The sequence below is a fragment of the Rhodoferax sp. genome (genome assembly GCF_028714215.1).
Lineage (GTDB): Bacteria > Pseudomonadota > Gammaproteobacteria > Burkholderiales > Burkholderiaceae_C > Rhodoferax.
Genome location: NZ_JAQTMS010000008.1, coordinates 86,059 through 110,831 on the forward strand (window position 1 = coordinate 86,059; position 24,773 = coordinate 110,831).

Here is a 24,773-nt window from a genome sequence, read left to right on the forward strand (position 1 = left end):
CCGGTTACCAGTCTTGCATCTGCGGTGCAGACTTTCACCAGCGTGGCCCGTACCATGAGTCTTTAAAGGAAGTCCCATGGCGATCACACCTCATTTCTTCAACAAACGCGAACCCCTGAACCCGGTGCGCCAAGGCACTCCCGCGAGCCATCCCGCCAGCGGCGTTGCCTCTGGCGGCGCCAGTGCCCCACCGACCGTGATGCCCGTCGCGGCGAATCCTGTGGCGCCCAGTGCGCCGGCCAGGGAGAGCGGCAGCAAACTGACGGTCGGACCCAACATCAAGCTCAAAGGGGTGGAAATTACCGATTGCGACACCTTGCTGGTCGAGGGCATGGTGGAGGCGACCATGGATTCGCGGCTCATGCAGATTTCGGAACAGGGCGCCTTCAAAGGCTCGGCCGAGATCGATCTGGCCGAGATTCATGGCCAGTTCGAGGGCAACCTGACGGTGCGCCAGAAGCTGGTCATCCATGCCACCGGCAAGGTCACCGGCAAGGTTCGCTACGGCAAAATCGTGATCGAGGAGGGCGGCCAACTGACCGGCGACATCCAGTCGGGTGCCGTCGCCGTGGCCAGAGCCGTCAGCCCGGAAAAGTCGGGTTTGTCGGTGGTGGCCTGAGGCGGGTCGGGTCGGGCTCCGGAGCGGCCGGCGCCCGGCCGCGCCTCAAGGCGTCTGCAATTTGAAAACGGGCAGCCGTTCGCCGACCGGCATGCCGCGCGCGTTGACGATGGCCTGCGCGCGCCAGGGCTTGAGTTCTTCGCGCTGCGCCGCGTCGAGCCAGCCCAACTGGTCCAGCACTTCGACGCTGGCGGCAAACAGGGCCGGCTTGTTGGCATCGATGATCTTGATGGCAAAAGCCTCGCCGCGGCTCTTGCTGCCTATGACCTGCACGCCGTCGGCGCCGATCTTGCTGACCCAGTCGCCGCGCCCGGCGCGCATGAAAGCCAGGTCGTTGCGGCCAGTGCCCGACACCAGGTCCGGATGCGCCGTCATGGCTTCGCTCAGAGCGGCAAAACTTGCGCCGAACTGGGCATCTTTCTGACCGCTGGCCAGCCGCGCGTAGCCGTAGGCCAGGCGTGACAGCGGCAAGGCATAGTTGGGTGCCGAGCAGCCGTCTATGCCCATCTTGAAGTCGTTGGCGTCCATGCCGACGGCGCGTGCCACGTCGCGCCGGATCGCCTGCTGCAGCGGGTGCGCCGGATCGGTGTAGTCGTCCTGGCTCAAACCGTGCTGCACGCAATAGGCCAGAAAGCCGGCATGCTTGCCGCTGCAGTTGTTGTGCCGTTCGTCAAACGCCATGCCGGTCAGCGGCGCCGCGTCGCTCAGCGTGAACGCCATCGGCACATGGCAGCCGCAGCGCAGCGCCTTGTAGCCCAGGCCGGCTTTGTCCAGCATGCCCTGAACCACCGCCACGTGTTGCGGCTCGCCGTTATGGCTGGCGCACAGCAGCGCCACCTGCTCGGCGGCAAAACCGAACTGGCGCGGTCCGTCGGCCTGCATGAAAGGCAAAGCCTGCAAGGCCTTGAGGGTGGAGCGCGAGAAGGTCAGCCAGTGCGCATCGCCGGCTTGCGCCAGCAACTTGTTCTGGGTGTTGACAACCGCCACGGCACCGAAGTGCAGACACTCCAGGGTGCCGCCACGGTTGAGTTGGATCAGGGGGACAAGGTTCATTGTGAAAAATTCTTTCGCTCAACGTTGGCGGGATTTCCAGCTCACGTATTTCATCATCAGGCGCTCCAGCAGGGGTGTCTTGCCGTGCGCCGCGTCCGGCTCGGTGCCGGCATTATCGACGCTGGCCGACAGATCGATGGCACCACCGCCGGGCGCGTACATGGCGGCAAAGATGTCCAGCACGCGGCGTTTGACCAGGCCGCGCAGCGGCACATGCGACAACATGCCGTAGGTGGCGGCGCTGCCTTGCTGCGCCAACTCCGGGTGCGAGCGCACCGTGGCAACAGCGGCTTGCAAATCCGCCAGATAGGCATCGACCACGGCCAGATGCTGGGCCGTCACCATGGCATGCAGGCCGTCCGGATTCTGCAACCGGTTGATGCTCCAGCCCCGGGCGTCCATCTGGTCGCCGACGGCAAAAATATTCACCGCCGGGTCGATGGAACCATAGGCCAGCAAAGGCCCTTGCGGTGCCACCAGCAGCTTCAGGCCGGCGATGGCTTCGATGCCGGCACTCAGACGGTCCACCGCTTCGCAAGTGCGCGCCGCCAGCTCGCGGTAGCCCGACTGGCCGAAATACTGCAGCGTGGCCCAGGCGGCGGCGTAGGCGCCACCGGGTCGCGTGCCCAGCAGGGCCGGTGAGGCAAAGACGCCGCCCGGCCAGTCCTGGTAAACAAACATCTGGTGCTTCAAATAGTCCAGGTTGCGGTAGCTTATGGTGGAGGCGCCCTTGGCGGCAAAGCCGTATTTGTGCAGGTCGGCCGAGATCGAGGTGACGCCGGGGACCCGGTAATCCCACAGCGGCAGCGCTCGCCCGTTCAGCTCCATGAAGGGCAGGATGAAGCCGCCGACGCAGGCGTCCACATGCAGCGGGATAGCGTGCCTTTGTGCAATCTCGCCCATCGCCTCTATCGGGTCTATGGTGCCGTGCGGGTACTCCGGCGCCGAGCCCAGAATCATCACCGTGTTGCGGTTGATCAGGCCTTCCAGCCGGCTCACGTCGGCGCGCAGTTGCGCGTCCAGCGGCAGCAGGCGAAGCTTCACGCCAAAGTATTCCGAGGCCTTGAACCAGGCCACGTGGGCGGTCACCGGGATGATCATCTCGGGCTTTTTCACGCGGCGTTGGCTGGCCGCCAGATCGCGGTAGGTTTTCACCGCCAGCAGGCAGCTCTCGGTGCCGCCGGAGGTCAGCACACCGCAGGCCTCTGCCGGGCCGTGCAGCAGGTGGGTGGTGATGCCGATGATCTCGTTCTCGAAGCGCTTGAGGCTCTTGAAGGCGCTCGGGTTCAAGCCGTTGGCGCCGGAGAAGGCCTGGTAGGCCTGGCCCAGAAACTTCTCGAAATCCTCGTCCAGGTAATAGCTCAGGCTCCACAGGCGGCCTTCCTTGTACTTGGGGTCGAGGCTGGCGAAGCCCTTGAGTTCGTCCAGAATCTGCGCCGCGGCGCGGCCGCTTTGCGGCAGGCTGTTACTCATGACCGAACCTCTCTGTCATCGCCCTCACGCATGCGCCAGCTCAGCAGGCCCATGGTGACAGAAGCCGCGGCCGCCGCCACCACAATGGCCAGCAAGGCATGGTCGAAATTGCCGCTGGCCGAGACGATGGCGCCCGGCACCACGCTGCCGATGACGCCGCCGATCACCAGGCTGATGCCGTTGTAGGTGCCGGTGGCGGCACCCACCTCGGAGTCTCTGGCCAGCTTCTGCACGGTGGCGTGCTCCTGCGCCTGGAAAGCACTTTGGCAGAAGACCGCCAGCGCGAACAGCGCCACCATGCTGCTCAGCGACTGGGCCGCTATCGCCTGGTACAGCACCAGCGCCGCCAGCAGGAAGCCGATGCTGGACAGCAGCACGCGGCGCCGCAATCTGTCGCCCAACCAGGCCAGTGCCAGGGTGCCGACGATGCCGGCGCTGAAGACCAGCGTCAGCGGCCAGCCCAGGGCTGCGAAGTCTATGCCTTTGGCGCGCACGAAATAAGTCGGCAGCCAGCCCAGGATGCCGAAGCCGCAAAACGCATTGAGCACGCCGCACAGCACGTACAGCCAGTAGTCGGGACGGCTGCGGAAACTGTGCTCGCCGCGAGCCGCCGCCGGCGCGCCGGGCCGGCCGTCCGGCACAAAGATCAGCACCAGCGGCAGCGCCACCAGCAGGCCCGCGGCGCCGATGATGACAAAGCTGGCGCGCCAGCCGTAGGCGCTGATGATGGGCACGGTGATCAGCGAGCCGATGGCGGTGGCAATGATCAGGCCGACGTTCCAGGTGGCGTTGGCGCGAGCGCGCACCGCGCTTGGAAAATGCCGTGCCGTAATCACGCCCATCATCGGCACGTGCACCGATTCGGCCAGCCCCAGCAGCAGGCGCAGGCCGATCAGGAGCGCCAGCGAGCCGCCCAGCGGCCCCATCGCCATGCTGACGCAGGAAAAGCCCAGGATCACGATCAGCAGGCTGCGCTTGGCGCCGAAGCGCTCGGCAAGGCCCGCCAGCAACACTTGCGCCAGGCCGTAGCTCAGGAAAAACGCGCCCAGCAGGTACTGGCCGTACTCACCGAGCTGCTGGTCGCTCCAGCGCAGCTCGTTGGCCATCTGCGGCAAGGCAAACGAAATCGCATTGCGGTCCAGATAGTGGATGACAAAGGTCAGCGCAAAGATCAGCGGAATGTGCCAAGGCAGTTTGGTGGCAGGAGCTGGCATGTGGAGTTTCCCGGAGCTGCCGGGAATACTACTTCACTTGAAGACCTTCGGTATATATTGTGGCTGTGCGAGGGCTAGGCCTTACCCAGCAGGCGGCGCGACAGCAAAGCCTGCATGTCCCGGCGACCGTCGACAATCAGATGGATATAGACCTTGAGGTCCTGCACCCGGTAAATAACACGATAGGGCTTGAACGAAGTCTGCCGGTAATCCCGAATACCCAGTTCGAGCAACTCCCTGGGGTAGGTACCGCGCTCGGGAAACTGCGCCAGACTTTGTGCCACTTCGAGCAGGCGATCCAGCACACGGTTGGCATTTGCAGCGCAGTCAAACTCTGCGATGTAGTCGTAGAGATCCTCCAGATCCTGCTCCGCACCCTCGGTGAGCAGGACCTCGTGGCGATGCGATGACATCAAGGCGCTGCCAGTTTTGCCCGCAGTCGTGCCACAACCTGAGTCACCGGCTTGACCTTGCCCGCCTCGATCTCCTGCTTGCCCAGGGCAAGAATTTTTAGCAGTGCCAGGGTTTCCTGGGTTTTGTCATAGGACGCAATATCCTGAATCACCGCCTTGGCCTCGCCATTTTGCGTGATGATCATGGGCTCGCGTTGCTCGGCGAGCTGAAGTAGCACCTGTGCTGCGTTGGCCTTCAAGTAGCTGATAGGTTGGATCTGGGTGCGATAGCGCATGGGGTTTCCGTGATTGGTAAGTGAACCAAATATAGTCTTTATTTGGGCCGACCGCAACACAAAAAATTCCCCCAAGACGTCCCCAAGAACGACTCTATTGCGGTCGCACCATCTTGCACTGGGTGCCTTGCGCCAGCTCGTTGCCGCTGTAGACGGCGTCGGTGCGGAAACCGTAGTTGGTGCCTTCCCAGCCGACCTTCACCGCCTTGCCGTCCACCGGCGCAATGGTGTTGACCACTTGCGGCAGCAGCAACTGGTGGTCTTCGGCGCGCATGCGCACCGGCCCCACCACCGACTCAAAAGTCAAGTCCTCCAGGGCGTGGGCGATTCTGCCGGCGTCCAGCGACTGCGCCTTGTTGATGGCCATCGCCAGCAGCAGCGGCGTGAACTCGATGCGCGGCGCCAGGAAGTCCTTGCCGGTCTTGGCTTTATAGGCTTTGGCCAGGGCTTCGGCCCTGGGTGCGTCGGCCTGCCCCGGGTGCCACTCGGCGACCCAGGTGAGCTGCCCCAGCTTGGCCTGCGACACCGCCAGCACGGTGCCCGGAATGGAGCCGGCGCTGTGGTTGAAATAACGGAAGTTGGCGCCAGCGTCGCCGCCCGCTTTCAGCAGCAGCGTCATGTCCTGGCCCCAGTTGCCGCTGATCACGCTATCGGCGCCAGTCGCCTTGATCTTGGAGATGTAGGGCGAGAAATCCTTGACGCGGCCGATGGCGTGGAAATCCTCGCCGACAAACTTGATGTCGGGGCGCGCCAGCGCCACCATTTCCTTGCCGTAGGCGGCCCACTGCCGGCCATGCGCGTAGTCCTGGTTGAGCAGGTAGATGTTCTTGATATCGGGTTGCTTCTTGATGTAGTTGGCCAGTGCCTTCATCTTCATCGCGGTATTGGCTTCGGTCTGGAAATGCCAGAAGTTGCAGCGCTTGCCGGTCAGGTCCGGGTCTATCGACGAATGGTTCAGCACCAGCACGGCCTGCTCCGGGTGGCGCTCGTTGTGCTTGGCCACGGCGTCCACCAGGGCCGCCACCACCGACGAGCCGGAGCCGCCGGTGACGATGGCGCGCGCGCCCTGGTCGATGGCGGCCTGCAGGGCATTCTGGCTTTCCTGCGCCGACAGCTTGCTGTCGAACTTGAGCAACTCCAGCTTGGTGCCCTTGAGCACGCCACCCTTGGCATTGACCTCGCCGACGCCGTACTGCACGTGGCTCAGCATCAGCTCGCCGACATTGGCGAAGGGACCGCTCAAGGGGTCGATATAGGCCAGCTTGAAAGTCTGCTGGGCCTGGGCCGCGCCGGCCACCAAGCCGATGGCCAGGGCGATGGGGGTGATCAGTTGTCTCTTCATGGTTTTTTCCTTCGGGTTGGGGAATCTTTTGCGGATGGGGCGGCTTGCCGCAGGCCGATCACGCGCCACGCCAGGCGGGAGAGTTCGCGCACCATTTCCTCGGGGTTCAGGCGGCCGTCGGGCCGGTACCAGGCGTAGAGAAAACCGGGCAGGCTACAGGCCGCCAGGGCGGTGATGCGGGTCTCCATAAAGTCGAAGCTGCCGTCGCGCCGGCCCTGCTCCAGCAGCGCACACAAGCGGTCGTAAAAATGGTGCGCCAGCTTTTTCTGCGCCGCCAGGTATTCGGGGCGATAGACCTGCGGTTCGCGGTACGGGAAAAAAGCCGCCGGGTAATGGCTGATGGTGGCGCGGATCAGCCGCTCCAGGCCCTCGGTCACCTTCACCTCGGCCGGTCGCACATCGTCGTCTGGGAAGTCCATGGCCGTGAAGCAGGCCACCGTCGGGCGCCAGGACAGGGTCTCGAAAATTTCCTGCTTGTTGTGAAAGTAGTAGTAGACAAACGGCTTGGTCAGGCCCAGTTCGCGCACGATCTGTTCGATCGTGGTGTTGGCGTAGCCTTGACTGGCGAACAGGCGTTCGGCCACCTTCAGGATGCGCTCGCGCTTTTCGTCGGTGCCGGGCGTGGCGGCTTTTTGTCGGTGGCCGCGGGGTCGGGCAGGGGATGCGGTCATGGTTGGCTTGTCACCTTTGTTCTACCAGTTAGTAGAATTATTCTACCGATTGGTATATATTGGCAAGCGCCCGAACCCTTGCAACCTTACGTACTTACCCTGAAAGTGACACCATGGAGACAGCACAAACCCCCAAGCTCGACGTCCCCCTGCACGACTACCTGCGCGCCCATGCCCGCCAGCAGCCCGACAAAGCCGCTTACCTGTGGTACGGGCGCGCCATCAGCTACGCCGAGCTGGACCGCGCCAGCGATGCCTTCGCGGCCCGGCTGGCGGCGCTGGGCGTCAAGCAGGGCGAGCCGGTGGCGCTGTTCCTGAACAACTGCCCGCAGTACGTGATGGCGCATTACGCCATCCAGAAGCTGGGTGCCATCGTCTGCCCCTGCGGCCCGCTGAACAAGGAGCACGAGCTGCTGTACCAGCTGGACGATCTGCAGGCGCGCGTCATCATCGCCGCCGACAACCTGCTGCCGGTGGTGGCGCAGGTGCGCCCCAAGACGGCGCTGACGCACGTGTTTGGCGTGCGCTACGGCGACTTGCTGCCGGAGCAGCCCAGCGTCGACGTGCCGGCCGAACTGCTGGCGATGAAAAAGCAGGCGCAGCCGCTGCCCGCCGATGTCGAGGATTTTTTGCTGGCGACCCAGGGCCACGCGAAGCCGCCGGCGGTCAAGATCGAGATGGACGATGTGGCCTTGATGACCTACACCTCGGGCACCACCGGCCTGCCCAAGGGCGCCATGCTGAGCTACCGCAATGCCCTCTACAAATCGGCGGCGGCGGCCAACTGCAACGGCGTCGCCCAGGGCGATGTGCTGCTGGCGGTGGCGCCCCTGTACCATATCGCCGGCATGGTGATGGGCATCAACGTCACCGTGTTCACGGGGGCTACCTCGGTGCTGCTGTTCCGCTTCGATCCGGCGGCCACCTTGCAAGCCATCGCACGGCACCGCGTCACCTGGTGGTACAGCATCGCGCCCATGAATGTGTTTGCCATGCAGGTGCCGGGCGCCAAAGACTTTGATCTGTCTTGCCTGCGCATGAACCCGGTGACCAGCTTCGGCATCGTCTTTACCGAAGCACTGGCCAAGCAGTGGCAGACTTTGGCCCCCAACTGCAAGTCGTTCGAGGCCGCTTACGGCCTGAGCGAAACGCATACGGTGGACACTTACATGCCGCACGACGCGATCCGCTGGGGCACCCAGGGCAAGGCGATTCCGGGCAACCAGATCCGCATCCTGGATGCCGACACTGGCCATGCCTGCGCCGTCGATGAAGTCGGCGAGATCGTGCTGCGCAGCGCCGGTGTTTTCAAGGGCTACTGGAACAAGCCGGAAGCCACCGCCAAGACCTTGCGCGAGGGCTGGGTCTACACCGGCGACATGGGCAAGCTTGACGCCGACGGCTACCTGACTTTCATCGGCCGCTTCAAGGAGATGATCAAGGTCTCGGGCTACAGCGTGTTTCCGGAAGAGGTGGAAACTATTCTCGTCAAGCACCCGGCGATTGCGCAGGCGGCGGTGATCGGCGTGCCCGACCCGGACAAGGGCGAAGTGGTGAAGGCCTTCGTTGTGCTGAAACCGGGCCAGAGCGCCAGCGCCGCCGACATCGTGGCCTGGTCGCGCGACAACATGGCCACCTACAAGGCGCCGCGCGAGGTGGCGCTGATCGCCGCCCTGCCCACCACCGGTGCCGGCAAAGTGCTGCGCCGTTTGCTGAAGGATCCGGCCTGAGCCGAGGCTGCCAGTACCTCAACAGAAAACAAGTCAATGATTGAAATCCGTTCCCCCCTGCAAGCGCAGATCGTCCGTTGGCAGGTGCCAGCCGGCACTGCCGTCAACGCCGGCGACCTGCTGCTGATCCTGGAAGCCATGAAGATGGAGCACGAGGTGCGTGCCGAACAGGGCGGCCGCCTGGTCGAACTCTTTTTTGACGCCGGCGCCCTGGTGGCCGAGGGCGAACTGCTGGGCAGTCTGGAGCGGGTCACGCAAAGTGCCCCGCAGGCGCTACCCGCCGCAGCCGCGCTGGCGGCGCCGCAGCAAGTTACCGCCAGCGTCCGGGCCGACCTGCAACGCATGCTGGAGCGCCATGCGCCTACGCTGGACGTCAACCGTCCGGAGGCCGTCGCCAAGCGCCACGCCTTGGGTCAGCGCACGGCGCGCGAGAACATCGCCGACCTGTGCGACGCCGACTCCTTTCTGGAATATGGCGCGCTGGCCGTGGCGGCGCAGCGCAGCCGCCGCTCGGCCGAAGACCTGATCAAGAACACCCCGGCCGACGGGATGGTGACCGGCATAGCCAGCATCAACCGGACGCTGTTCGAGCCGGAGCGCAGCCGCGCCGTGGTGATGGCCTACGACGCCAGCGTGCTGGCCGGCACGCAAGGCATGCGCAACCACCAGAAGACCGACCGCATGCTGGGCATTGCCCTGCAACAGAAGCTGCCGGTGGTGTTGTTTGCCGAAGGCGGCGGCGGCCGGCCCGGCGATGTCGACATGCCTATCGTGGCCGGCCTGCATGTGGCCACCTTCGCCAGCTTTGCGCGCCTCAATGGCCAGGTGCCGGTGCTGGGCATCGTCGCCGGGCGCTGCTTTGCCGGCAACGCGGCGCTGCTGGGCTGCTGCGACGTCATCATCGCCACCCGCGCTAGCAACATCGGCATGGGCGGCCCGGCCATGGTGGAGGGCGGCGGCCTGGGCGTCTTCAAACCCGAGCAGATCGGCCCCAGCGACGTGCAGCACGGCAACGGCGTCATCGATATTCTGGTGGCCGACGAGAGCGCGGCGGCGGCCGCGGCGCGGCATTACCTGTCGTTCTTCCAGGGCCTGGTCAAGGACTGGCAGGCGCCCGATGCGGCGGCCTTGCGCGACGTGGTGCCGGAAAACCGCTTGCGCGTCTACGACACGCGCGCCGTCATGACGGGCATCGCCGATCAGGGCAGCCTGCTGGAACTGCGCAGCGGCTTCGGCAAAGGCATACACACCGCGCTGGCGCGCATCGAAGGCCGAGCGGTGGGCCTGCTGGTCAACAACCCGCTGCACCTGGGCGGCGCCATCGACGCGGATGCGGCCGACAAGGCGGCGCGCTTCATGCAGCTGTGCAACGCGCACGGCCTGCCGCTGGTCAGTTTGGTGGACACGCCCGGCTTTATGGTGGGGCCCGAGATCGAGACCCGGGCGCAGGTGCGCCATGTCAGCCGCATGTTCCTGGCGGCGGCGCATCTGCGCGTGCCCTACTTGAGCGTGGTGCTGCGCAAGGGCTACGGCCTGGGCGCCATGGCCATGACGGCGGGCGGCTTTCATTCGCCCCTGTGCACGGTGGCCTGGCCCACCGGCGAGTTTGGCGCCATGGGCCTGGAAGGCGCGGTGCGCCTGGGCTTCCGCAAGGAGCTGGAAGCACAGCCGGAAGGCGCGCAGCGCACGGCCTTGTACGAGCAACTGGTGGCCCAGCAGTACGAAAAAGGCAGCGCCCTCAACATGGCCGCCACGCTGGAAATCGACGCCGTGATAGACCCCGCGCAAACCCGCGCCTGGCTGCTGGGCGCCCTGCAGACGCAGCGCGAGTTGCCGCCGGCGCAGGGGCTGGCGATTGACGCCTGGTAGGGCGGCCGTTGCGCTGGCGTGCAGCTACAAAGTTGTCATCCCGGCGCCGGCCGGGATCCATGTTTCTTTGCCAAATACGTTCTGGGCAACGCCGGGTTGCGCAGACTAATAAAGCATCCGTTTGTTCACACGAACTGCATACGCAAAACCAGCAGGTACACCATCCTCCAGCTTGATACCCGTCGTGTACTCGGGGTGGTAGAACGTAGGCTGCGTGTAGAAGACTTGGGCGTTCATCTTTATTGCTTGTAAACACATTGCAATGGAGTGCGCCTTTGGCCCGTAAGGCGCAAAAACAGTCCCGATCGATCCATTCCTTGTAATGCAGTCAATGCGATCAAAACACCCCGACACATCATTCGCACCCACTCGGGCAAGCTGCCGTTCATCTGTCAACTTTAGTCCCAGCTCGATTTGCCGAACAAATTCCCAAGAGCGCTTGATGTTGGCTGGCGCAGCTGGGAATGGGAACAGCACGGACACCTGGATGCTGCTTTCGTTGTAATCCTTTTTTAGCCAATCAGGTAGGCTGAATGGAAGGAAGCCCGCGCCAACAACAACTCGCTTGACGGGCTTCTCTGGACCTTCAGACGCAGGGCCAAATGTTTGGATATGCGCCCAGTCGTCCGGGTCGTATGCCAGATCCTCCTCTGTATATCTCTCTGGCGACATGCAGGTAACGATCAAATTCTCAACATCAACAGAATCAACAAGCCACCGAATCATGGGAAAGAAGAATCGTTCCGGAAGGCATGTCACGTCCAAGATAACGCTCTTTTTGTGCTCACCTGTAGCCCACTGTCCAACCTGTTTTTGCAAACGCCGAACCGGATCAAGAAGCTCAAACTCAAGGAGTTCGTGCGAATAACTTGCCACATCCGCTTGCCAAAGCAATCTATTCGCCTTGCGGCGCGCATCACTTTGAACACGAAACTTCGACTGTTCATCAACAATTTCTAGAAACGCAGCGTGGCCTAACGTAAACGAATGGGCGCTGTGGCGCAGCATCGATAGACAACGATCTTGTGTGCTTATGGCGCCAATCAACAGCCACTTTTCAGCTCGCAAAGCATCCATCTGCAGAAGCCACTTCGGCTTCCCCCATGGTCGAAGTGCGCCATTAATCACCATCCAACTCCGACCACAAACCCGGTTGTTGCAATGATGAGGTGGCGGCAACGATGCGAGTATTGCCATTGAGCCAATTCCTTATTTGTGCACTCTTGACGTATTCGGGCTCTTTGGTATGGATGGCTGGTATGCGAAAGTAAGGACTCAAAATTGGCGCTAGGTAGTACTTAGTGCGCTTCTCGCCCTTCTTTTTCGACGTATGTGATGTTTCGAAAAGATCGCCAAAACTCGCCGCTTCCCGCAGGAACAAGCGAATGTCTTGCTCGTTTTCGAGTTCAACGTCTGAAATTGATATCCCATTTTCACCGGGATAAGACATGGACTTGTCATTGATCAGGTTTGAGTAAAAGTGCTCACCCAGAACGTCTACAAATTTTTTTCTCTGCCGTGCATTTGGCCCTTCGATTTGCTTACTCCGCCATTCAATGCTCGCCTCCATGACGCCTTGACTCTGCACATCCCCATCAATCGGGAATGTGAATTCATCATCAGCTGCCCCTCGGTTATCACGCAACCAGGCATCCCAAATGTGTTGGAGCAAAAACAGAAAAATTAGAAGGTGTCCACCACAAAGATTCAGGACGTCATCCTCGCCACTCCACAACAGCGCCTGCCTGTGCGCCGAAGCAATTTGCATCAGTGCTTGATGGTTGCGTTCCTTTTGCCAGTAGGGTTGCTTGGCCCATGGGACCGTACCCGCAACTGGGACTGGCGGCATAGCGCCAACTTTTTTCTTGTCTGAGCCAATCTTTTGACGAAGCCACGCACAGCATAGCCAAGCCTGTAACACGTCAAATTGTCCAACCCGCGATATGTATTCCTTCCACTCATCCGTTACAGCGGCTGGCAAATCATCAATTGCCTTGCCGATAATCGCACGCATGCCGGTTTCGGTGGAGAAATACTTTTTCGCTCTCTCCGGTGGTTTGAGGCTTTGACCCATCGCCGCTGATAGGTCAATCGCTACCCCGCCTCGGCAATACTCGCTTCGCTTCAATCGGCGCTCAAAGATATCGCGAGCAAACTTCGGGAAGATCCACGTTCGCGAATTCTCACGACGACGAAAAGTCTCTTCCATATCGACCACGTCAAAATCGCGTTTCAATTCCAAAACATCGTCTGTTTTAAAAATCCTGGGAGGGGAGGGCCAGCCGTGCTTGCGCGTACCGATGCGATAGGAAACTCGCCCGTCACGCGCCGCTAGGGCCTTATGAATCAGTTGCTGGCACCCGGTTCCAAATGCCTTGTCAAGCACATTGAGCGTTGTTAACTGCTCATATTGATCAATGCGGATGAAAACCTTGACATCTTCTTCCAGCACTCCGGCATTTCGCAACGCCTGTGCAGCTTTCAGGACTGGGTCGCCAATGACGGTTTTAGTTTCGCTGATATTGGCAGGTACTTGCGTGGTATTCAAGTTTATAAACAAGCGGTAGTGCTTAATACGCGTGGCTAATTTTTGATTGAGTTGCGCAATGCTTTCAACACCGTTCAACGCGCCAAACCAACAGGGCTCTGCCGCAAGCTGTTTTGCGAACTTGTCTAGATTTCCAACATTCGAGTTAACGCCAACTTCATTCAAAACCTTTGTATTTCCAGAATCAATCAGCTCTTGCACAGATGCAACCATGTCAACGACGATCAAGCAATTAATAAAGTCTGCGAAAAGCAGTTGCAACTCTTGAACCTCCCGTCCACTAGTCTCTTCCTCCAAGTGTTGGGCAAATTCAAGGGCTCCGCACTTGCGCAAGTTAATCCCCGCACCGATGAAGCGAGAGAGATTTTTGGGAACTGGGAAATCTAGCTTTGCCCTGGCATACGCCAAGCGTGATTCTGGACGCAACAGGTTAAGCAGCATCGTCTTACCTGTGCCTTGCGCGCCCAAGACGATGACGTTCCCTGGCTCGAACATTACGTGCGAGTAATCGACGATTATTGGACTAAACAACTCCACCAGTGCATCTTCGGAAATCGTTTCGCTGAGATAGAGATCGTGAAAAGGATTGCTTGCCATCGGTTACCTTTACACCCGACTATGCCGGGGGAAAATGGGGTGCCAAGTATTCTCGGGCGGACGCCAATGAATGAGGGGTAGCGTGTTGTCAGGTGTGTTGCTGTACATCACCACGAGACCTCCGGTTGGATCGGAATGCGGGAAGCCAAACGGGTCATATGGCTTCTCCAAACCTGGTAGTCGACCACCACTGACTTTGGAGTAACTCTTGTTTATCAAATTCCGCAAGGGACTGATGTATGGGTTGGGTTCGGCATAAGGGCTTTGGTTGAGGGTCAGGAAGGCGTCGTTTGGCAACTCCATCGCAGCTTCATACCGTAACGACCCAGCCCTTTGTGCGCACAGCTCAGCCTCGAGTTGGCGCGCGCTCACAACGCCTTTTGGGCAAATAACTAGGGGTACAAAAAGTACCTTCAAATCATGTACCTTGGTCGCGGCAAAGCGCACTGCAGATAGTGATTGAGAACCACCACCGACAAAGTCTTCAAGTAAAACTAGTCGTTTAATGTTGTTATTTGCGCAGTATGCATTTATTTTGTCGGTGTCTCCGAGCTTTAGAAGCGAATGCCAATCAGGGCGCAAATTCGCGCCGGCTGCTAGATTGTTTACGTGAAAGAATGCATTGACTCGGAAGCTGTCAGTAACCGGGCAAAACCAGGTTTCGCCAGCGGCAGCACTCAACTTTTCTTGCCCATCGGGTGCAAATACATCTATCTGACTTGTATCAATCAACCATCGGGCAATAGGGCCTTGGTAAGCACTTCTGTACAGCTCTTCAAACTCGACTGGGCCTAAGTACAAAATCTCCACAAGCAGTTGGAATAGCAACTGCTTCTCAGCATCCAAAGGCACGTTATCTAGCCAATGCTTCAATCTCGCCCAGAAGTCTTCAGGACCAAACTTATTGGGTTCATAAGTCTTATATAGCCATCGCTCTAGGTGGTTGATTTTCTGGTTGACCTTTGTGAGATCCCTATTTATTGACCAACTGCGTACTAGCTGCTCTATTGACTCGTGCATGGCTTTGCTCTCACAAAAGACGACGCACTAACCCTGCAACTGCATGGGCAACGGGTGGCGGGACAGCGTTGCCTATCATCCGGAATTGCTGCACTGCAGTCCCGCTGAAAATGAAATCGTCGCCAAAGCCTTGCACTCTGGCTGCTTCGCGGACAGTAAATGCGCGGTTTTCAGTAGGATGAAGAAACAGCCGATGATCACCGAATCGGGTGTCTACCGTGCGCGTTGGGGAATCCAAACGCTGGCGCCGATACTTACCGTTAAAGGTGTGTGTCAGATCGACGTACGGGCCGACTTTGCGCAGATAACCTTTCGCTAGCAGCCGTTGTAACACCTCGCCTCCAAATTGCCTCTTTAGCAGCGCGACACTGACTGGGTCTGCATCACCGAAATCCCTGCGCCGTAGCTGTCGTCGCAACTTTAACGTCGTATCTAAAACTTCCCGCTCTAGTTTGTTTGTGCGACCAAAAACACCCGGAATGTGCCAAGTGTGTATTGACAAGTCTCCGCCGCGAGAATTTGTAAGTTTTTGCCCTTGGCCAATGCGGCTAGCGATCTTGAAGTCATTCGAATCGGGACTTAGAAGGATTGGCTCATGATTTGCCACGCCGTCGAGGTTTGCAAGCGCATCAGACAGCACCTTTTTAGTCTTGGACTCAAGGACAAGCTCCTGCGTAGCGTTGGTGCGCCACGCGATAAGAAAGATGCGTTGCCGCTTTTGAGCAACACCAAAATCAGAACTGTCAACTCGCAGGTCGCCGGTACGATACCCCAAAGCACGTAGCTGCTGATGCAGCGTATCCCAGAAAGTAGCGTGAGATCCCGAAATTGCGCCGAGTACATTCTCCGCAACAATTACCTTCGGCTGCAACTTTTTAGCAATGCGGGGCGCAACAAGTAGCAATGAGTTTCTTGGATCATCGACTTTTCGCAGTCCAGCAGTAGAGAACCCTTGGCACGGTGACCCAGCAAGCAAGATATCGATTGGTTCAGTCAATGTCGGATCACCGCAAGACAGGTCGAGCTCCTGCACGTTTAGCTTCAAATTTCGCTTCAAGACAGCAAGAGCAGCAGCATCAATATCGACGCTCAAAATCCCTTTGAAACCTGCTTGTTCGAAACCCAGGTCAAGTCCACCACAGCCCGAAAAGAGACTTAAATAGACGGGCGCTTTGTGAGTTGACATTGTTCAAGTTTACAGAAAGGTGGGCGGTTTCAAGTGCAATGCGTAACTGGTTGACTCGGAATAGCGAATTTTGAGTCAGGAAAGTTGAACACCGTACGCTACATTCAGCTCCATTTTTGATAGCTTCCTGCACAAGATCCAAAGGGACTATCGCCCAATTTGGCATAAAGCCTCTGGCAAATACATGCCCGGCAACGCTTGAAAGCGACAAAGGTGGTGGAGTGCGCGTTTATGCGCCTGTTGGTTCCATTGCTCTCCTTGCTCCGAAAGCTTTCGCAAAATGGGAAGCAGAGAGCCATCGATTACCATCCTCACGATTCAACTTTGCCCACAACCGGGCTCCAACGGAGAAAACGATGTTCAGTCATGTGATGGTCGGTGTGAATGACCTTGAGGTCTCAAAGAAGTTTTACGACGCGCTCTTGGGCACGCTGGGCATTGGCCCTGGCGTGGCCAACAAGAACCGCTATTTCTATCGCAGCCCGACCGGCACCTTCGGTATCACGACGCCCATCAATGGCCAGCCCGCGACCCACGGCAATGGCAGCACCCTCGGGTTCACCATGCAGTCGCCGGAACAAGCCGATGCCTTCCATGCGGCGGGCGTGGCCAACGGCGGCACCACTTGCGAAGACCCACCGGGCTGGCGCGAAGGCGCGACCGGCAAGCTCTACCTGGCGTATCTGCGCGACCCCGACGGCAACAAGCTCTGCGCGCTGCACCGCCCCGCCAAGTAAGGCGTGCTGCGCCTGCGGCCCACGCTGTCAAGCGGCGGTAGGCCCGCCGAGATCATGCTTATAGCCAGACTCGCGCTGGGCCCGCAACATCGCCGCCACGCAGGAAATCGACCCCGTGCAAACTCGCGCCTGGCTGCTGCGCTGTCAGCAAACGCAGCGTGAACTGCCGCCGGCGCAAGGGTTGGCGATTGACGCTTGACAGCTGGATATCTTATACGCCTTAGGAGTACAATCCAACGGTGCTAACCGTCATCGAAACGCCACTGTTCAGCAAGCTGTGGCCCTCTTATTGGAGCGAGGATGAGCGCGGCGCTTTTGCCGCTTTCATAGCCGAGCATCCTGATGAGGGTGACGTGGTGGTGGGCTCTGGTGGTGTGCGCAAGGTGCGCTGGAGCCGTGCCGGTTCTGGCAAATCGGGCGGTGTGCGGGTGGTTTACTTTGTGCGCAATGAACTGGGTGAACTGGTATTGTTGTTTATGTATGCCAAGAGCAAGCTCGATACGCTCAAGGCCAGTACTTTGAAAGAGATGCGTGATGCCGTCAAATAAGTCGTTGAAGACCACTTCAAAAAAACCGATGACCGATGAGCAACTTGCTGCCTGGGAAGCTGGCCGCGATCTTGAGGCTGAGCTTGTCGAGTCGGTGCGGCAGATGAAGCGTGGTGAAGGCACGGTGGTGCATTCGCCGGTAATCGCCGCCCGGCAAAACTCCAAGTTGTCGCAGGCGCAATTTGCGCAGTTGTTGGGCGTGTCGGTGCGTACCTTGCAGGGTTGGGAGCAAGGGCGCAAGCAACCGTCGGGCGCGGCGCGCACATTGATCACGCTGGCGCAGCGCAACCCAAAAGCCTTGCGGGATTTGGCCCGTGCCTGAATCTTCGCTTCCAGTGGATAGCCTGGACTCTGCGTCTGACGACTCTCCCCAAGCGGTGGCTGCCGCATGGGATGAGGAGATTGCGCGCCGAATTGAAGATTGCGACGCCGGACGCACCAGGGGCATTCCAATCGAACAGGTTCAGGCCGAAATACAACTTCTGTTGCGTCAACATGCCAAGGCATGAGAATTCTCTATTGAAGCGATTCCCGTACACACTGCATTACAGGGTGGTTGGCGAAGTGATCGACATCTTGGCTGTGGCACATCAAAAACGTCGCCCAGGGTATTGGCGCAAGCGGTGACTCAATGATCACGCCGGCCCGGTAGTGCCCCCCGCCACCTCGGCCAGCATCCAGCTGCGCAGTGCCTGCAGGGCCGGCAGCTGTTTCTTCTCGGGCGGATAGCAAAGGTAGTAGCCCTGGCGCGCCATCACGGTTTGCGGGAACGGCTCCACCAGCGTGCCGCGCGCCAGCTCGTCGAGCACCAGGCAGCGCGGCACCATGCCGATGCCGAAGCCGACCAGGGTCGATTTGATGATCAGTGAAAACTGGTCGAAGCGCGGCCCCATGGTGCCGTTGAGGTCGCCCACCCCCTTGGCTTCAAACCACTCGGGCCACAGGGACGGCACCAGCAGGTGGTGCAACAGGGTTTGCGAAGCCAGCGCGGCCGGTGTTTTGGGTTTGAGCCGGCGCGCCACGTCGGCGCGGCAGACGGCGGTGATTTCGCGCCCGCTGATGTAGTCCGCCATCGCATTCGGCCAGACCCCTTCGCCGTACTGGACGGCGGCATCGAGTTCGGCCATCGCGAAGTCGTGCGCCCAGGCGTAGCGCGTGAAGTTCAGCGTCACCTCCGGGTGCTGCGCGTTGAAACGGTGCAGCCGCGGGATCAGCCAGTTGGTGGCCAGGGTCGGCGGCATCGACAGGCTGAGCACACCGCCACGGCCCCGGTGCGCCAGCAACTCGGTGGTGGCCGACTCCAGCAGGTTGAGGCCGGCGCGCACCTTGCCCAGATAGCTCTGGCCGGCGTCGGTCAATACCAGTTGGTGGTGCAGGCGCTTGAACAACTCCAGGCCCACCTGCTCCTCCAGCGCGCTGACCTGGCGGCTGACCGCGCCCTGGGTCACGCACAGCTCGGCCGCGGCGCGCGTGAAACTGCTGTGCCGCGCCGCCGCCTCGAAGCATTGCAGCCCGGTCAGGCTGGGGCAGATGCGGCGCATGGCAAGACCGGCAAAACGGTTGTGTTTTTCATGGGAAAGGCCATTGTCCACTTTCCACGGACCGGCATAGCGGGTGGGCCTCAGGTGTTGTGGTGCGTGCCTAAGTACAGCTCCGTCATGCGCGCATCGTCCAGCAGCGACGCAGCCGGCCCCGACAGCACGATGCGCCCCTGGTCCAGGATGTAGCCGCGCTGGCTGATGGCCAGCGCCTGGCGCGCCCGCTGCTCCACCATCAGGACCGACACCTGCTGTGCCGGCAGGGTGGCCACCAGGTCGAAGATCTGCTGCACCAGGGCCGGCGCCAGCGCCGCCGTCGGCTCGTCCAGCACGATCAGCCGCGGCGCCGCCATCAAGGCCCGGGCAAAAGCCAGTTGCTGGCGCTCGCCGCCGGACAGGGTGCCGGCCAGTTGGCGCAAGCGCGGTTTGAGCGCACCGAACAAGTCCAGCATCTGCACTATCCGCGCCGGATCGACACGGCGCCCCGCCACGCGCAGGTTTTCCTCTACCGTGAGGCTGCGAAACACATTGGCCACTTGCGGCACGCAGGCCAGGCCGGCCTCGACGCGGGCTTCCGCTTGCAGGCCGCTGATGTCGCGTCCCTCCAGCAGCACGCTGCCCCGGACGCGCGGCAGCAGCCCGACGATGGCCTTCAGCAAGGTCGACTTGCCGGAGCCGTTGGTGCCGGCAATGGTGACGATCTCGCCGGCCGCCACCTCCAGCGTCAGGCCATGCAGGATGTCGGTTTCGCCATAGCCGCCATGCAGCTCGCGCACCGCAAGAACCGTAGTCATGACTGCCCCACGCTCATACAACGCCCCCCATGTAAGCGGCCTGGACCTTTGGGTCGGCCAGTACCTGATGCGGGTCGCCGTCGGCCAGCACGCGGCCCTGGTCCATCACCACCAGGCGCTGCACCAGCGACTTGAGCGCTTGCAGGTGATGCTCCACCACCACCAGCGCGATGCCGCGCCCATGCAGATCGCGCAGCACTTCCACGATGGCGCCTATCAGCACCGGATTGACGCCGGCGAAGGGCTCATCGAGCATGATCAGTGAGGGTTTCAGCATCAAGACGCGGGCCAGCTCCAGCAGCTTCTTCTGGCCGCCCGACAGGCCGCCGGCCAACTGGTCGCGCACCGGTGTCAGGCGCACAAAGGCAAGAATCTCATCGGCCTGCGCCGTCAGTTCCTGCTCGTGGCGTTGCCAGCCGGGCCGCCCCAGCCAACTGGCCAGCAAGGATTCGTGGCGCCGATTGGGCGCCGCCGCCAGCAGGTTTTCCAGCACCGTCAGGCGGGCAAATTCGCGCGGCGTCTGAAAGGTGCGCGCCAGGCCCAGGCGCGCCCGCGCAAACACCGGTTGGCGTGTCACGTCGCTGCCGTGAAACAGGATGCGCCCGGCGCTGGTGGCCTGCTGGCCGGCCACCGCCGCAAACAGGGTCGACTTGCCAGCGCCGTTGGTGCCGGCAATGCCCAGCAGCTCGCCGGCCGCCACGCTCAAGGAGACGTCGTTGACGGCGCGGAAGGCGTCGAAATCGACGCTGACTTGTTGTACCTGCAGCATCATGGCAGACGCTTTCCGAACATGCCTTGCGGCCGGTACAGCACGAACAGCACCAGCGCCAGGCCGATCAGGGCCAGCCGCACGTTGGCCATCTGGACTTCCGCGATGCCCGGCAGCAGATCGCGCAGGAAGCGCGAGCCCTCCAGAAAGAACACCAGCAGTGCCGTGCCCACCAGGGCGCCGCGCAGCGAACCGATGCCGCCCAGGATGATGCTCATCCAGACGTAGAAGGTGACCAGCGGGATGAACTGCTCGGGCGTGATGAAGGTGATGAAGTGGGCGTAGAACGCGCCGGCCAGGCCGGCCAGCGCGGCGCCCACCATGAAGACCCTGATCTTGAAGCCGGCCGGGTCCTTGCCCAGCGCCAGCACGGCCGCTTCGTTGTCGCGGATGGCGCGCAGCATGCGGCCGAACGGGCTGCGTTGCAGCAGCGACACTGCCAGCGCCGCCGCCGCCGTCAGCGCCAGCAGCGTCAGGAAGATAGCCCAGGCGCGCCAACTGCCCGACAGCCCCGTGTACAGGCCCGGGATGCCCGGCAGGCCTTGCACGCCGCGGGTCAGCCACTCTTCCTGCTGGATCACCAGGCGCACGGTTTCGGAAAAGCCCAGCGTGACGATCGCCAGGTAGTCCTCGCTCAGGCGCAGCGCCGCCAGCCCCAGCGGCACGGCCGCCAGCGCGGCGACCGCGGCGGCGGCCAGGAACGACAGCGGCAAGGGCCAGCCGCGCAGCGCCAGCAGGGCCGAGGTGTAGGCGCCCAGCGCAAAGAAGGCGACATGGCCGAAATTGATCAGGCCGGTCTCGCCGTACTGCAGGTTCAGCCCGATCGCCAGCAGCACATAGATCAAGACCACGGTGGCGACGGCCAGCAGGTAAGCGTCCATCAGCGCACCTTCTCGACGTGGCCCAGCAAGCCGCCCGGACGCACCAGCAGCACCAGCAGCATGGCGACAAAAGCGACCGCGATCTTGTAGCTGGGACCTACCAAAGGCACTGACAATTCCTGCGCCATTCCCATCAGCACGGCGCCCAGCACGGCGCCAACGGGATGCCCGATGCCGCCCAGAATCATGGCGGCAAAAGCCGGCAGCAGCATCTCCCAGCCCATGTCCGGCGTCACCACCGCCTTGACGCCCAGCAGCACGCCGCCGGCGGCGCACAAAGCGCCCGACAGCAGCCACAACAACCACATCAGTCGGCGCGAGCGGATACCGCTGAGACGGGCCAGATCCGGGTTGTCGGCAATGGCGCGCAACTGGCGCCCGCTGGCGCTCAGTTGCAGCCAACAAAACACCAGCGCCAGCAGCACCAGAGAGGCGGCGGCGATTTGCAGGTCGGTCGGCAGCACGCGCACGCCGCCCCAGTTCCAGGCCCGCGTCAGGGGCAAGCCAAAAGTGTGCAGATCCTGCCCGGCCACGATCCCGATGACGCTGCGGATCATGAAACCGATGCCGATCGCTGCCAGCAGGCTGGCCACCATGGGCGCGCGCGCCAGGCGCTGGAACACCAGGCGGTAGGACAGCCAGGACAGCAGGGCGCCGGCCGCCAGTGCGCCCAGCACCGCCAGCGAAAAGAAGGCCACCCCCACCTGCTGCAGCCCCAGCACCGCGTAGGCGCCCAGCGTCATGGTGTCGCCGGCCGCCGCGTTGGGGAAGCGGTTGATGCCCATGATCAGCGTCAGCGCCAGCGCCGGCAGCGCAATCACCAGGCCCTCGATCAGGCCGTTGATCAGCAGGTTGAGGAAATCAGCCAACATCAGGCTCAGGGCTGGGGCGCCACCGCCACCACGTCACGGCGCACCAGTTGGCCTTTTTCGATCACGTAGACGCCGAAATCGGGGTTGGAGTCGCCGTACTTGTCGAAGTCGAGCTTGCTCGATGCGCCTTCGTAATTGACCTTCTGCTTTTTCGCCAGCAGCGCCTTGCCTTCGGCGAAGGTGTAGGTGGCTGTGCCGGGCGGATTGGAGACCTCGCGCAGCTTGGCGTTGATCTGCTCCACGGTCGCGTTGGGGCCGGCTGCTTCCATTGCCAGCGCCAGGCAGATCACCATGTCGTAAGTCATGGCGGCGTAGACGTTGGAGGACGCCGGTTTGCCGGTGGCCTTCAGGTACAGCGCGTCGAAGTGTTTGTAGGAGGGCGCCGTTTCGCTGGAGACGGTGTCGACCGAAATAATGCCTTCGGTCACCTCCGGGCCTAGCACCTTGATCAGTTCCGGGTTGGCGGCCCAGCCGGGGATGATCCAGTGGGTCTTCTCGCCCGACTGGAACCACTCGCGCAGGATGATGGTGGTGTCGGGCAGGTAGGAGCCGGTGACGATGACGTCGGGTTTTTCGGCCAGCACTTTTTGCAACTCGCTGCGGTAGCTGGGGCGGTTCGGCTCGTACACCACGCTGGCCACCACCTTGCCGCCGGCGGCCGTCCAGGCCTTGGTGAAGCCCTCGGTGTTGCCGCGGCCGGACGCGTTGTTGAAGGCCATGGTGGCCGGGCGCGTGAACTTGCGCTTCTTGGCGATCTCGGCGAAGGCGTAGCCGAAGCGGTCGTTGGTGGCCTGGAAGCGCCACACCAGATCCTTCTTGTCCTCGGTGGAGATGGCCGGCGCGCCCGACACGTTCATCTGGATCAGGCCGGCCGCATCGGTCAGCGGCAGCACCGCCAGCGTCACGCCGGAGGCCCAGGTGCCCAGGATCGCCTGCACCTTGTTCACCTCGATCAGCTTCTTGGCCGCCAGTACCGCGGCCTGCGGCTGCGTCTGGCCGTCCTCGGCAAACACTTCGAGCTTGCGCCCACCGGCGCCGCCGGCGGCATTGACTTCTTCCACCGCCAGCAGGATGGCTTTGAGCATGCCCGGGCCGTAGGGGCCGCCGGCGCCGGTGAGCGGGGTCAGGGTGCCGATGCGAAAAGTGCCCTGGCCCTGGGCAAACACCAGACTGGGCACGGCGCAGGAGGCGGCGGCCAGGCCGGTGGACTGAAGGAAACGGCGGCGATCAATGGACATGGCGGGAACTCCTCGGTATAAGAATTTAAGAATCAAACAAGAGACTTGTGGAACTGGCCGTCTTTCATGATGGCCAGCATATGCTCACCCTGACCCAGCAGAACGCCGATGTCGGTCAGCGGGTTGGCATCGAGTACCAGCAGGTCGGCCGCCGCGCCCGGCGCAATCGCGCCCAAGCGGCCAACTGCCATCAGGATTTCGGCGGCGTAGCTGGTGGCCGAGCGGATCACCTCCAGATTGCCCAGCACCTGGGCGCGCAGCCGGAACTCCTCGGATTGCAGACGCTGCGACTGGCCCAGCAGGTCGGTGCCGAAGCCCATCTTGACGCCGGCCTGGGCCAGGGTTTCGAGGGCGCGCAGACCGGGCTCGCGCACGGCATTGATCTTGGCCACCGCCTCCGGCGGAAAACCGAACGCAGCGCCTTCGCTGAACAGCGCTTCGTAGGTGATCAAGGTAGGCACCGCGTAAGCGCCGTGCGCCGAGAGCACCGTGGCCGCTTCCAGATCCGCCAGGTTGCCGTGCTCTATGGTGCGCACACCGCACTCCACGGCACGGCGGATCGCCGCCGAGGTGTAGGCATGCGCCATCACATAGGTGCCGGCATTGCTGGCCTCCTCCGTCATGGCGCGGATCTCGTCGCGGCTGTAGCCCAGAAAATGCACCGGGTCATTGGGCGAGGCGACTCCGCCCGAGGCCATGATCTTGATCTGCGTGGCGCCCTTCTGGATTTCCTCGCGCACCGCCAGCCGCACGGCGTCGATACCGTCGGCCACGCGCGAGATGGAACCCGCCTTGTGCGAGCAGAAGCACGGCTCCATGATGTCGTTGCGCGGGCGGAAATCGCCATGGCCGCCGGTCTGCGAAATGGCGCGGCCGGCCGGAAAAATGCGCGGCCCCTTGATCACGCCAGTGCGGGTGGCCTCGGCCAGCGCCCAATCGGCGCCGCCGGCGTCGCGCACCGTGGTGAAGCCGCGGTTCAGCATGCCCTCGATGATGGGCACTGCGCGCAGCACCGCCAGCACATTGGGCAGCTTGGCATTGGTGCCCAGGTTGAGGTGCGAGGCCATGCAGTGCACATGACAATCGATCAGGCCCGGCATCATGACCTTGCCCTGCAGATCGATCACCTGGGCGGCGTCCGCCGTCAGCGGCGTCTCCGACACCTGCACGATGTCGCCGCCGTCGACCAAAACATCGCGGGGCGACAGAAGGCGCCCCAGCTGGGGGTCCAGAATGGCTGCGTTGCGAAAAATAATCATGATTTTGGGGCCAGCGCCGAAAGCGCTTTATAGCAAAGAATTCAATTTATACGGTTCATTCTGGACGGCCCGTTGCGGCACCGCAAGCGAGTAAATTGCATGACAGCATGAGAAATCCGCATGCTCC

The 24,773-nt window shown here is 61.8% G+C and carries 24 protein-coding genes and 1 pseudogene; 7 read left to right on the forward strand and 18 right to left on the reverse strand.

Annotated elements, in window-relative coordinates:
- Positions 1 to 76: 76 nt before the first annotated feature.
- Complete coding sequence (locus tag PHS32_RS05810) at positions 77 to 619, forward strand: polymer-forming cytoskeletal protein (protein WP_301077944.1); 543 nt, start codon at positions 77 to 79, stop codon at positions 617 to 619.
- 45 nt (positions 620 to 664) lie between these two features.
- Here the strand turns inward: PHS32_RS05810 and PHS32_RS05815 are convergent, their stop codons facing one another.
- The 7 genes from PHS32_RS05815 to PHS32_RS05845 form a co-directional block, all read right to left on the reverse strand.
- Positions 665 to 1,672 (reverse strand): asparaginase, encoded by a 1,008-nt coding sequence (locus tag PHS32_RS05815; RefSeq protein WP_301077945.1) that lies wholly within the window; start codon positions 1,670 to 1,672, stop codon positions 665 to 667.
- 18 nt (positions 1,673 to 1,690) lie between these two features.
- A complete protein-coding gene (locus PHS32_RS05820; protein WP_301077946.1) occupies positions 1,691 to 3,145 on the reverse strand; it encodes an aspartate aminotransferase family protein in 1,455 nt (484 codons plus the stop codon).
- A complete protein-coding gene (locus tag PHS32_RS05825) occupies positions 3,142 to 4,359 on the reverse strand; it encodes an MFS transporter (RefSeq protein ID WP_301077947.1) in 1,218 nt (405 codons plus the stop codon). Before PHS32_RS05825 ends, PHS32_RS05820 begins: the two co-directional genes overlap by 4 nt.
- A 74-nt stretch (positions 4,360 to 4,433) precedes the next feature.
- A complete protein-coding gene (locus PHS32_RS05830; RefSeq protein WP_301077948.1) occupies positions 4,434 to 4,772 on the reverse strand; it encodes a type II toxin-antitoxin system RelE/ParE family toxin in 339 nt (112 codons plus the stop codon).
- Positions 4,772 to 5,047, reverse strand: a complete 276-nt coding sequence (locus PHS32_RS05835) for a type II toxin-antitoxin system Phd/YefM family antitoxin (protein WP_301077949.1) — start codon at positions 5,045 to 5,047, stop codon at positions 4,772 to 4,774. Before PHS32_RS05835 ends, PHS32_RS05830 begins: the two co-directional genes overlap by 1 nt.
- A 94-nt stretch (positions 5,048 to 5,141) precedes the next feature.
- Positions 5,142 to 6,389, reverse strand: a complete 1,248-nt coding sequence (locus PHS32_RS05840) for a branched-chain amino acid ABC transporter substrate-binding protein (protein WP_301077950.1) — start codon at positions 6,387 to 6,389, stop codon at positions 5,142 to 5,144.
- Positions 6,386 to 7,060, reverse strand: a complete 675-nt coding sequence (locus PHS32_RS05845; RefSeq protein WP_301077952.1) for a TetR/AcrR family transcriptional regulator — start codon at positions 7,058 to 7,060, stop codon at positions 6,386 to 6,388. The genes PHS32_RS05840 and PHS32_RS05845 overlap by 4 nt, the downstream gene beginning before the upstream one ends.
- Positions 7,061 to 7,173: 113 nt before the next feature.
- Between PHS32_RS05845 and PHS32_RS05850 the strand changes: the two genes are divergently transcribed.
- Both PHS32_RS05850 and PHS32_RS05855 read left to right on the forward strand, forming a co-directional pair.
- A complete protein-coding gene (locus PHS32_RS05850; RefSeq protein ID WP_301077953.1) occupies positions 7,174 to 8,790 on the forward strand; it encodes an AMP-binding protein in 1,617 nt (538 codons plus the stop codon).
- A gap of 45 nt (positions 8,791 to 8,835) precedes the next feature.
- A pseudogene (locus tag PHS32_RS05855) lies at positions 8,836 to 10,659 on the forward strand (carboxyl transferase domain-containing protein); the annotation flags it as partial.
- Between the two features lie 105 nt (positions 10,660 to 10,764).
- On the opposite strand, the gene PHS32_RS05860 reads toward PHS32_RS05855, so the two are convergent.
- From PHS32_RS05860 to PHS32_RS05875, 4 genes are read right to left on the reverse strand one after another with little or no spacing between them, the layout of a single operon-like run.
- The gene (locus PHS32_RS05860) at positions 10,765 to 11,736 is read right to left on the reverse strand and encodes a hypothetical protein (protein WP_301077954.1); all 972 of its coding nucleotides are present in this window, start codon (positions 11,734 to 11,736) and stop codon (positions 10,765 to 10,767) included.
- 43 nt (positions 11,737 to 11,779) lie between these two features.
- On the reverse strand, positions 11,780 to 13,804 hold the full coding sequence (locus PHS32_RS05865; RefSeq protein WP_301077955.1) for a hypothetical protein: 2,025 nt from the start codon (positions 13,802 to 13,804) through the stop codon (positions 11,780 to 11,782).
- A gap of 9 nt (positions 13,805 to 13,813) precedes the next feature.
- Positions 13,814 to 14,824: a hypothetical protein gene (locus tag PHS32_RS05870; protein WP_301077956.1), complete on the reverse strand. Its 1,011-nt coding sequence runs from the start codon at positions 14,822 to 14,824 to the stop codon at positions 13,814 to 13,816.
- 10 nt (positions 14,825 to 14,834) lie between these two features.
- Entirely contained in the window at positions 14,835 to 16,010 is a 1,176-nt protein-coding gene (locus PHS32_RS05875; protein WP_301077957.1) for a DNA cytosine methyltransferase, read from the reverse strand.
- A 356-nt stretch (positions 16,011 to 16,366) separates the two neighbouring features.
- Here PHS32_RS05875 and PHS32_RS05880 point away from each other — a divergent pair, with 356 nt between their 5' ends.
- The 4 genes from PHS32_RS05880 (at position 16,367) to PHS32_RS24205 (ending at position 17,804) form a co-directional block, all read left to right on the forward strand.
- Positions 16,367 to 16,747, forward strand: a complete 381-nt coding sequence (locus tag PHS32_RS05880) for a VOC family protein (protein WP_301077958.1) — start codon at positions 16,367 to 16,369, stop codon at positions 16,745 to 16,747.
- Positions 16,748 to 16,986: 239 nt separating this feature from the next.
- Complete coding sequence (locus PHS32_RS05885) at positions 16,987 to 17,295, forward strand: type II toxin-antitoxin system RelE/ParE family toxin (protein ID WP_301077960.1); 309 nt, start codon at positions 16,987 to 16,989, stop codon at positions 17,293 to 17,295.
- A gap of 28 nt (positions 17,296 to 17,323) precedes the next feature.
- The gene (locus PHS32_RS05890) at positions 17,324 to 17,617 is read left to right on the forward strand and encodes a helix-turn-helix domain-containing protein (protein ID WP_301077962.1); all 294 of its coding nucleotides are present in this window, start codon (positions 17,324 to 17,326) and stop codon (positions 17,615 to 17,617) included.
- A gap of 13 nt (positions 17,618 to 17,630) precedes the next feature.
- On the forward strand, positions 17,631 to 17,804 hold the full coding sequence (locus PHS32_RS24205) for an addiction module protein (protein ID WP_366143465.1): 174 nt from the start codon (positions 17,631 to 17,633) through the stop codon (positions 17,802 to 17,804).
- A 126-nt stretch (positions 17,805 to 17,930) separates the two neighbouring features.
- On the opposite strand, the gene PHS32_RS05895 is transcribed toward PHS32_RS24205, so the two are convergent.
- The 7 genes from PHS32_RS05895 to PHS32_RS05925 form a co-directional block, all read right to left on the reverse strand.
- On the reverse strand, positions 17,931 to 18,836 hold the full coding sequence (locus PHS32_RS05895; protein ID WP_301077964.1) for a LysR substrate-binding domain-containing protein: 906 nt from the start codon (positions 18,834 to 18,836) through the stop codon (positions 17,931 to 17,933).
- A gap of 80 nt (positions 18,837 to 18,916) precedes the next feature.
- On the reverse strand, positions 18,917 to 19,627 hold the full coding sequence (locus tag PHS32_RS05900; protein ID WP_301077966.1) for an ABC transporter ATP-binding protein: 711 nt from the start codon (positions 19,625 to 19,627) through the stop codon (positions 18,917 to 18,919).
- Between the two features lie 13 nt (positions 19,628 to 19,640).
- Positions 19,641 to 20,399 carry an ABC transporter ATP-binding protein gene (locus PHS32_RS05905; protein ID WP_301077967.1) on the reverse strand — a complete coding sequence of 253 codons (759 nt, stop codon included), beginning with the start codon at positions 20,397 to 20,399 and terminating at the stop codon, positions 19,641 to 19,643.
- Positions 20,396 to 21,277 carry a branched-chain amino acid ABC transporter permease gene (locus PHS32_RS05910; RefSeq protein WP_301077968.1) on the reverse strand — a complete coding sequence of 294 codons (882 nt, stop codon included), beginning with the start codon at positions 21,275 to 21,277 and terminating at the stop codon, positions 20,396 to 20,398. The genes PHS32_RS05905 and PHS32_RS05910 overlap by 4 nt, the downstream gene beginning before the upstream one ends.
- Positions 21,277 to 22,149, reverse strand: coding sequence for a branched-chain amino acid ABC transporter permease (locus PHS32_RS05915; protein ID WP_301077969.1), 873 nt, complete (start codon positions 22,147 to 22,149; stop codon positions 21,277 to 21,279). Before PHS32_RS05915 ends, PHS32_RS05910 begins: the two co-directional genes overlap by 1 nt.
- Before the next feature lie 5 nt (positions 22,150 to 22,154).
- Entirely contained in the window at positions 22,155 to 23,387 is a 1,233-nt protein-coding gene (locus PHS32_RS05920; protein WP_366143463.1) for an ABC transporter substrate-binding protein, read from the reverse strand.
- 32 nt (positions 23,388 to 23,419) lie between these two features.
- Complete coding sequence (locus PHS32_RS05925) at positions 23,420 to 24,646, reverse strand: amidohydrolase family protein (RefSeq protein ID WP_301077970.1); 1,227 nt, start codon at positions 24,644 to 24,646, stop codon at positions 23,420 to 23,422.
- Between the last annotated feature and the right edge of the window lie 127 nt (positions 24,647 to 24,773).

Bases quoted from the DNA above. Each gene is read 5' to 3' on its own strand.
- PHS32_RS05810 (WP_301077944.1), top strand. From the start codon at position 77: ATGGCGATCACACCTCATTTCTTCAACAAACGCGAACCCCTGAACCCG.
- PHS32_RS05815 (WP_301077945.1), bottom strand. From the start codon at position 1,672: ATGAACCTTGTCCCCCTGATCCAACTCAACCGTGGCGGCACCCTGGAG.
- PHS32_RS05820 (WP_301077946.1), bottom strand. From the start codon at position 3,145: ATGAGTAACAGCCTGCCGCAAAGCGGCCGCGCCGCGGCGCAGATTCTG.
- PHS32_RS05825 (WP_301077947.1), bottom strand. From the start codon at position 4,359: ATGCCAGCTCCTGCCACCAAACTGCCTTGGCACATTCCGCTGATCTTT.
- PHS32_RS05830 (WP_301077948.1), bottom strand. From the start codon at position 4,772: ATGTCATCGCATCGCCACGAGGTCCTGCTCACCGAGGGTGCGGAGCAG.
- PHS32_RS05835 (WP_301077949.1), bottom strand. From the start codon at position 5,047: ATGCGCTATCGCACCCAGATCCAACCTATCAGCTACTTGAAGGCCAAC.
- PHS32_RS05840 (WP_301077950.1), bottom strand. From the start codon at position 6,389: ATGAAGAGACAACTGATCACCCCCATCGCCCTGGCCATCGGCTTGGTG.
- PHS32_RS05845 (WP_301077952.1), bottom strand. From the start codon at position 7,060: ATGACCGCATCCCCTGCCCGACCCCGCGGCCACCGACAAAAAGCCGCC.
- PHS32_RS05850 (WP_301077953.1), top strand. From the start codon at position 7,174: ATGGAGACAGCACAAACCCCCAAGCTCGACGTCCCCCTGCACGACTAC.
- PHS32_RS05860 (WP_301077954.1), bottom strand. From the start codon at position 11,736: ATGGATGCTTTGCGAGCTGAAAAGTGGCTGTTGATTGGCGCCATAAGC.
- PHS32_RS05865 (WP_301077955.1), bottom strand. From the start codon at position 13,804: ATGGCAAGCAATCCTTTTCACGATCTCTATCTCAGCGAAACGATTTCC.
- PHS32_RS05870 (WP_301077956.1), bottom strand. From the start codon at position 14,824: ATGCACGAGTCAATAGAGCAGCTAGTACGCAGTTGGTCAATAAATAGG.
- PHS32_RS05875 (WP_301077957.1), bottom strand. From the start codon at position 16,010: ATGTCAACTCACAAAGCGCCCGTCTATTTAAGTCTCTTTTCGGGCTGT.
- PHS32_RS05880 (WP_301077958.1), top strand. From the start codon at position 16,367: ATGTTCAGTCATGTGATGGTCGGTGTGAATGACCTTGAGGTCTCAAAG.
- PHS32_RS05890 (WP_301077962.1), top strand. From the start codon at position 17,324: ATGACCGATGAGCAACTTGCTGCCTGGGAAGCTGGCCGCGATCTTGAG.
- PHS32_RS05895 (WP_301077964.1), bottom strand. From the start codon at position 18,836: ATGCGCCGCATCTGCCCCAGCCTGACCGGGCTGCAATGCTTCGAGGCG.
- PHS32_RS05900 (WP_301077966.1), bottom strand. From the start codon at position 19,627: ATGACTACGGTTCTTGCGGTGCGCGAGCTGCATGGCGGCTATGGCGAA.
- PHS32_RS05905 (WP_301077967.1), bottom strand. From the start codon at position 20,399: ATGATGCTGCAGGTACAACAAGTCAGCGTCGATTTCGACGCCTTCCGC.
- PHS32_RS05910 (WP_301077968.1), bottom strand. From the start codon at position 21,277: ATGGACGCTTACCTGCTGGCCGTCGCCACCGTGGTCTTGATCTATGTG.
- PHS32_RS05915 (WP_301077969.1), bottom strand. From the start codon at position 22,149: ATGTTGGCTGATTTCCTCAACCTGCTGATCAACGGCCTGATCGAGGGC.
- PHS32_RS05920 (WP_366143463.1), bottom strand. From the start codon at position 23,387: ATGTCCATTGATCGCCGCCGTTTCCTTCAGTCCACCGGCCTGGCCGCC.
- PHS32_RS05925 (WP_301077970.1), bottom strand. From the start codon at position 24,646: ATGATTATTTTTCGCAACGCAGCCATTCTGGACCCCCAGCTGGGGCGC.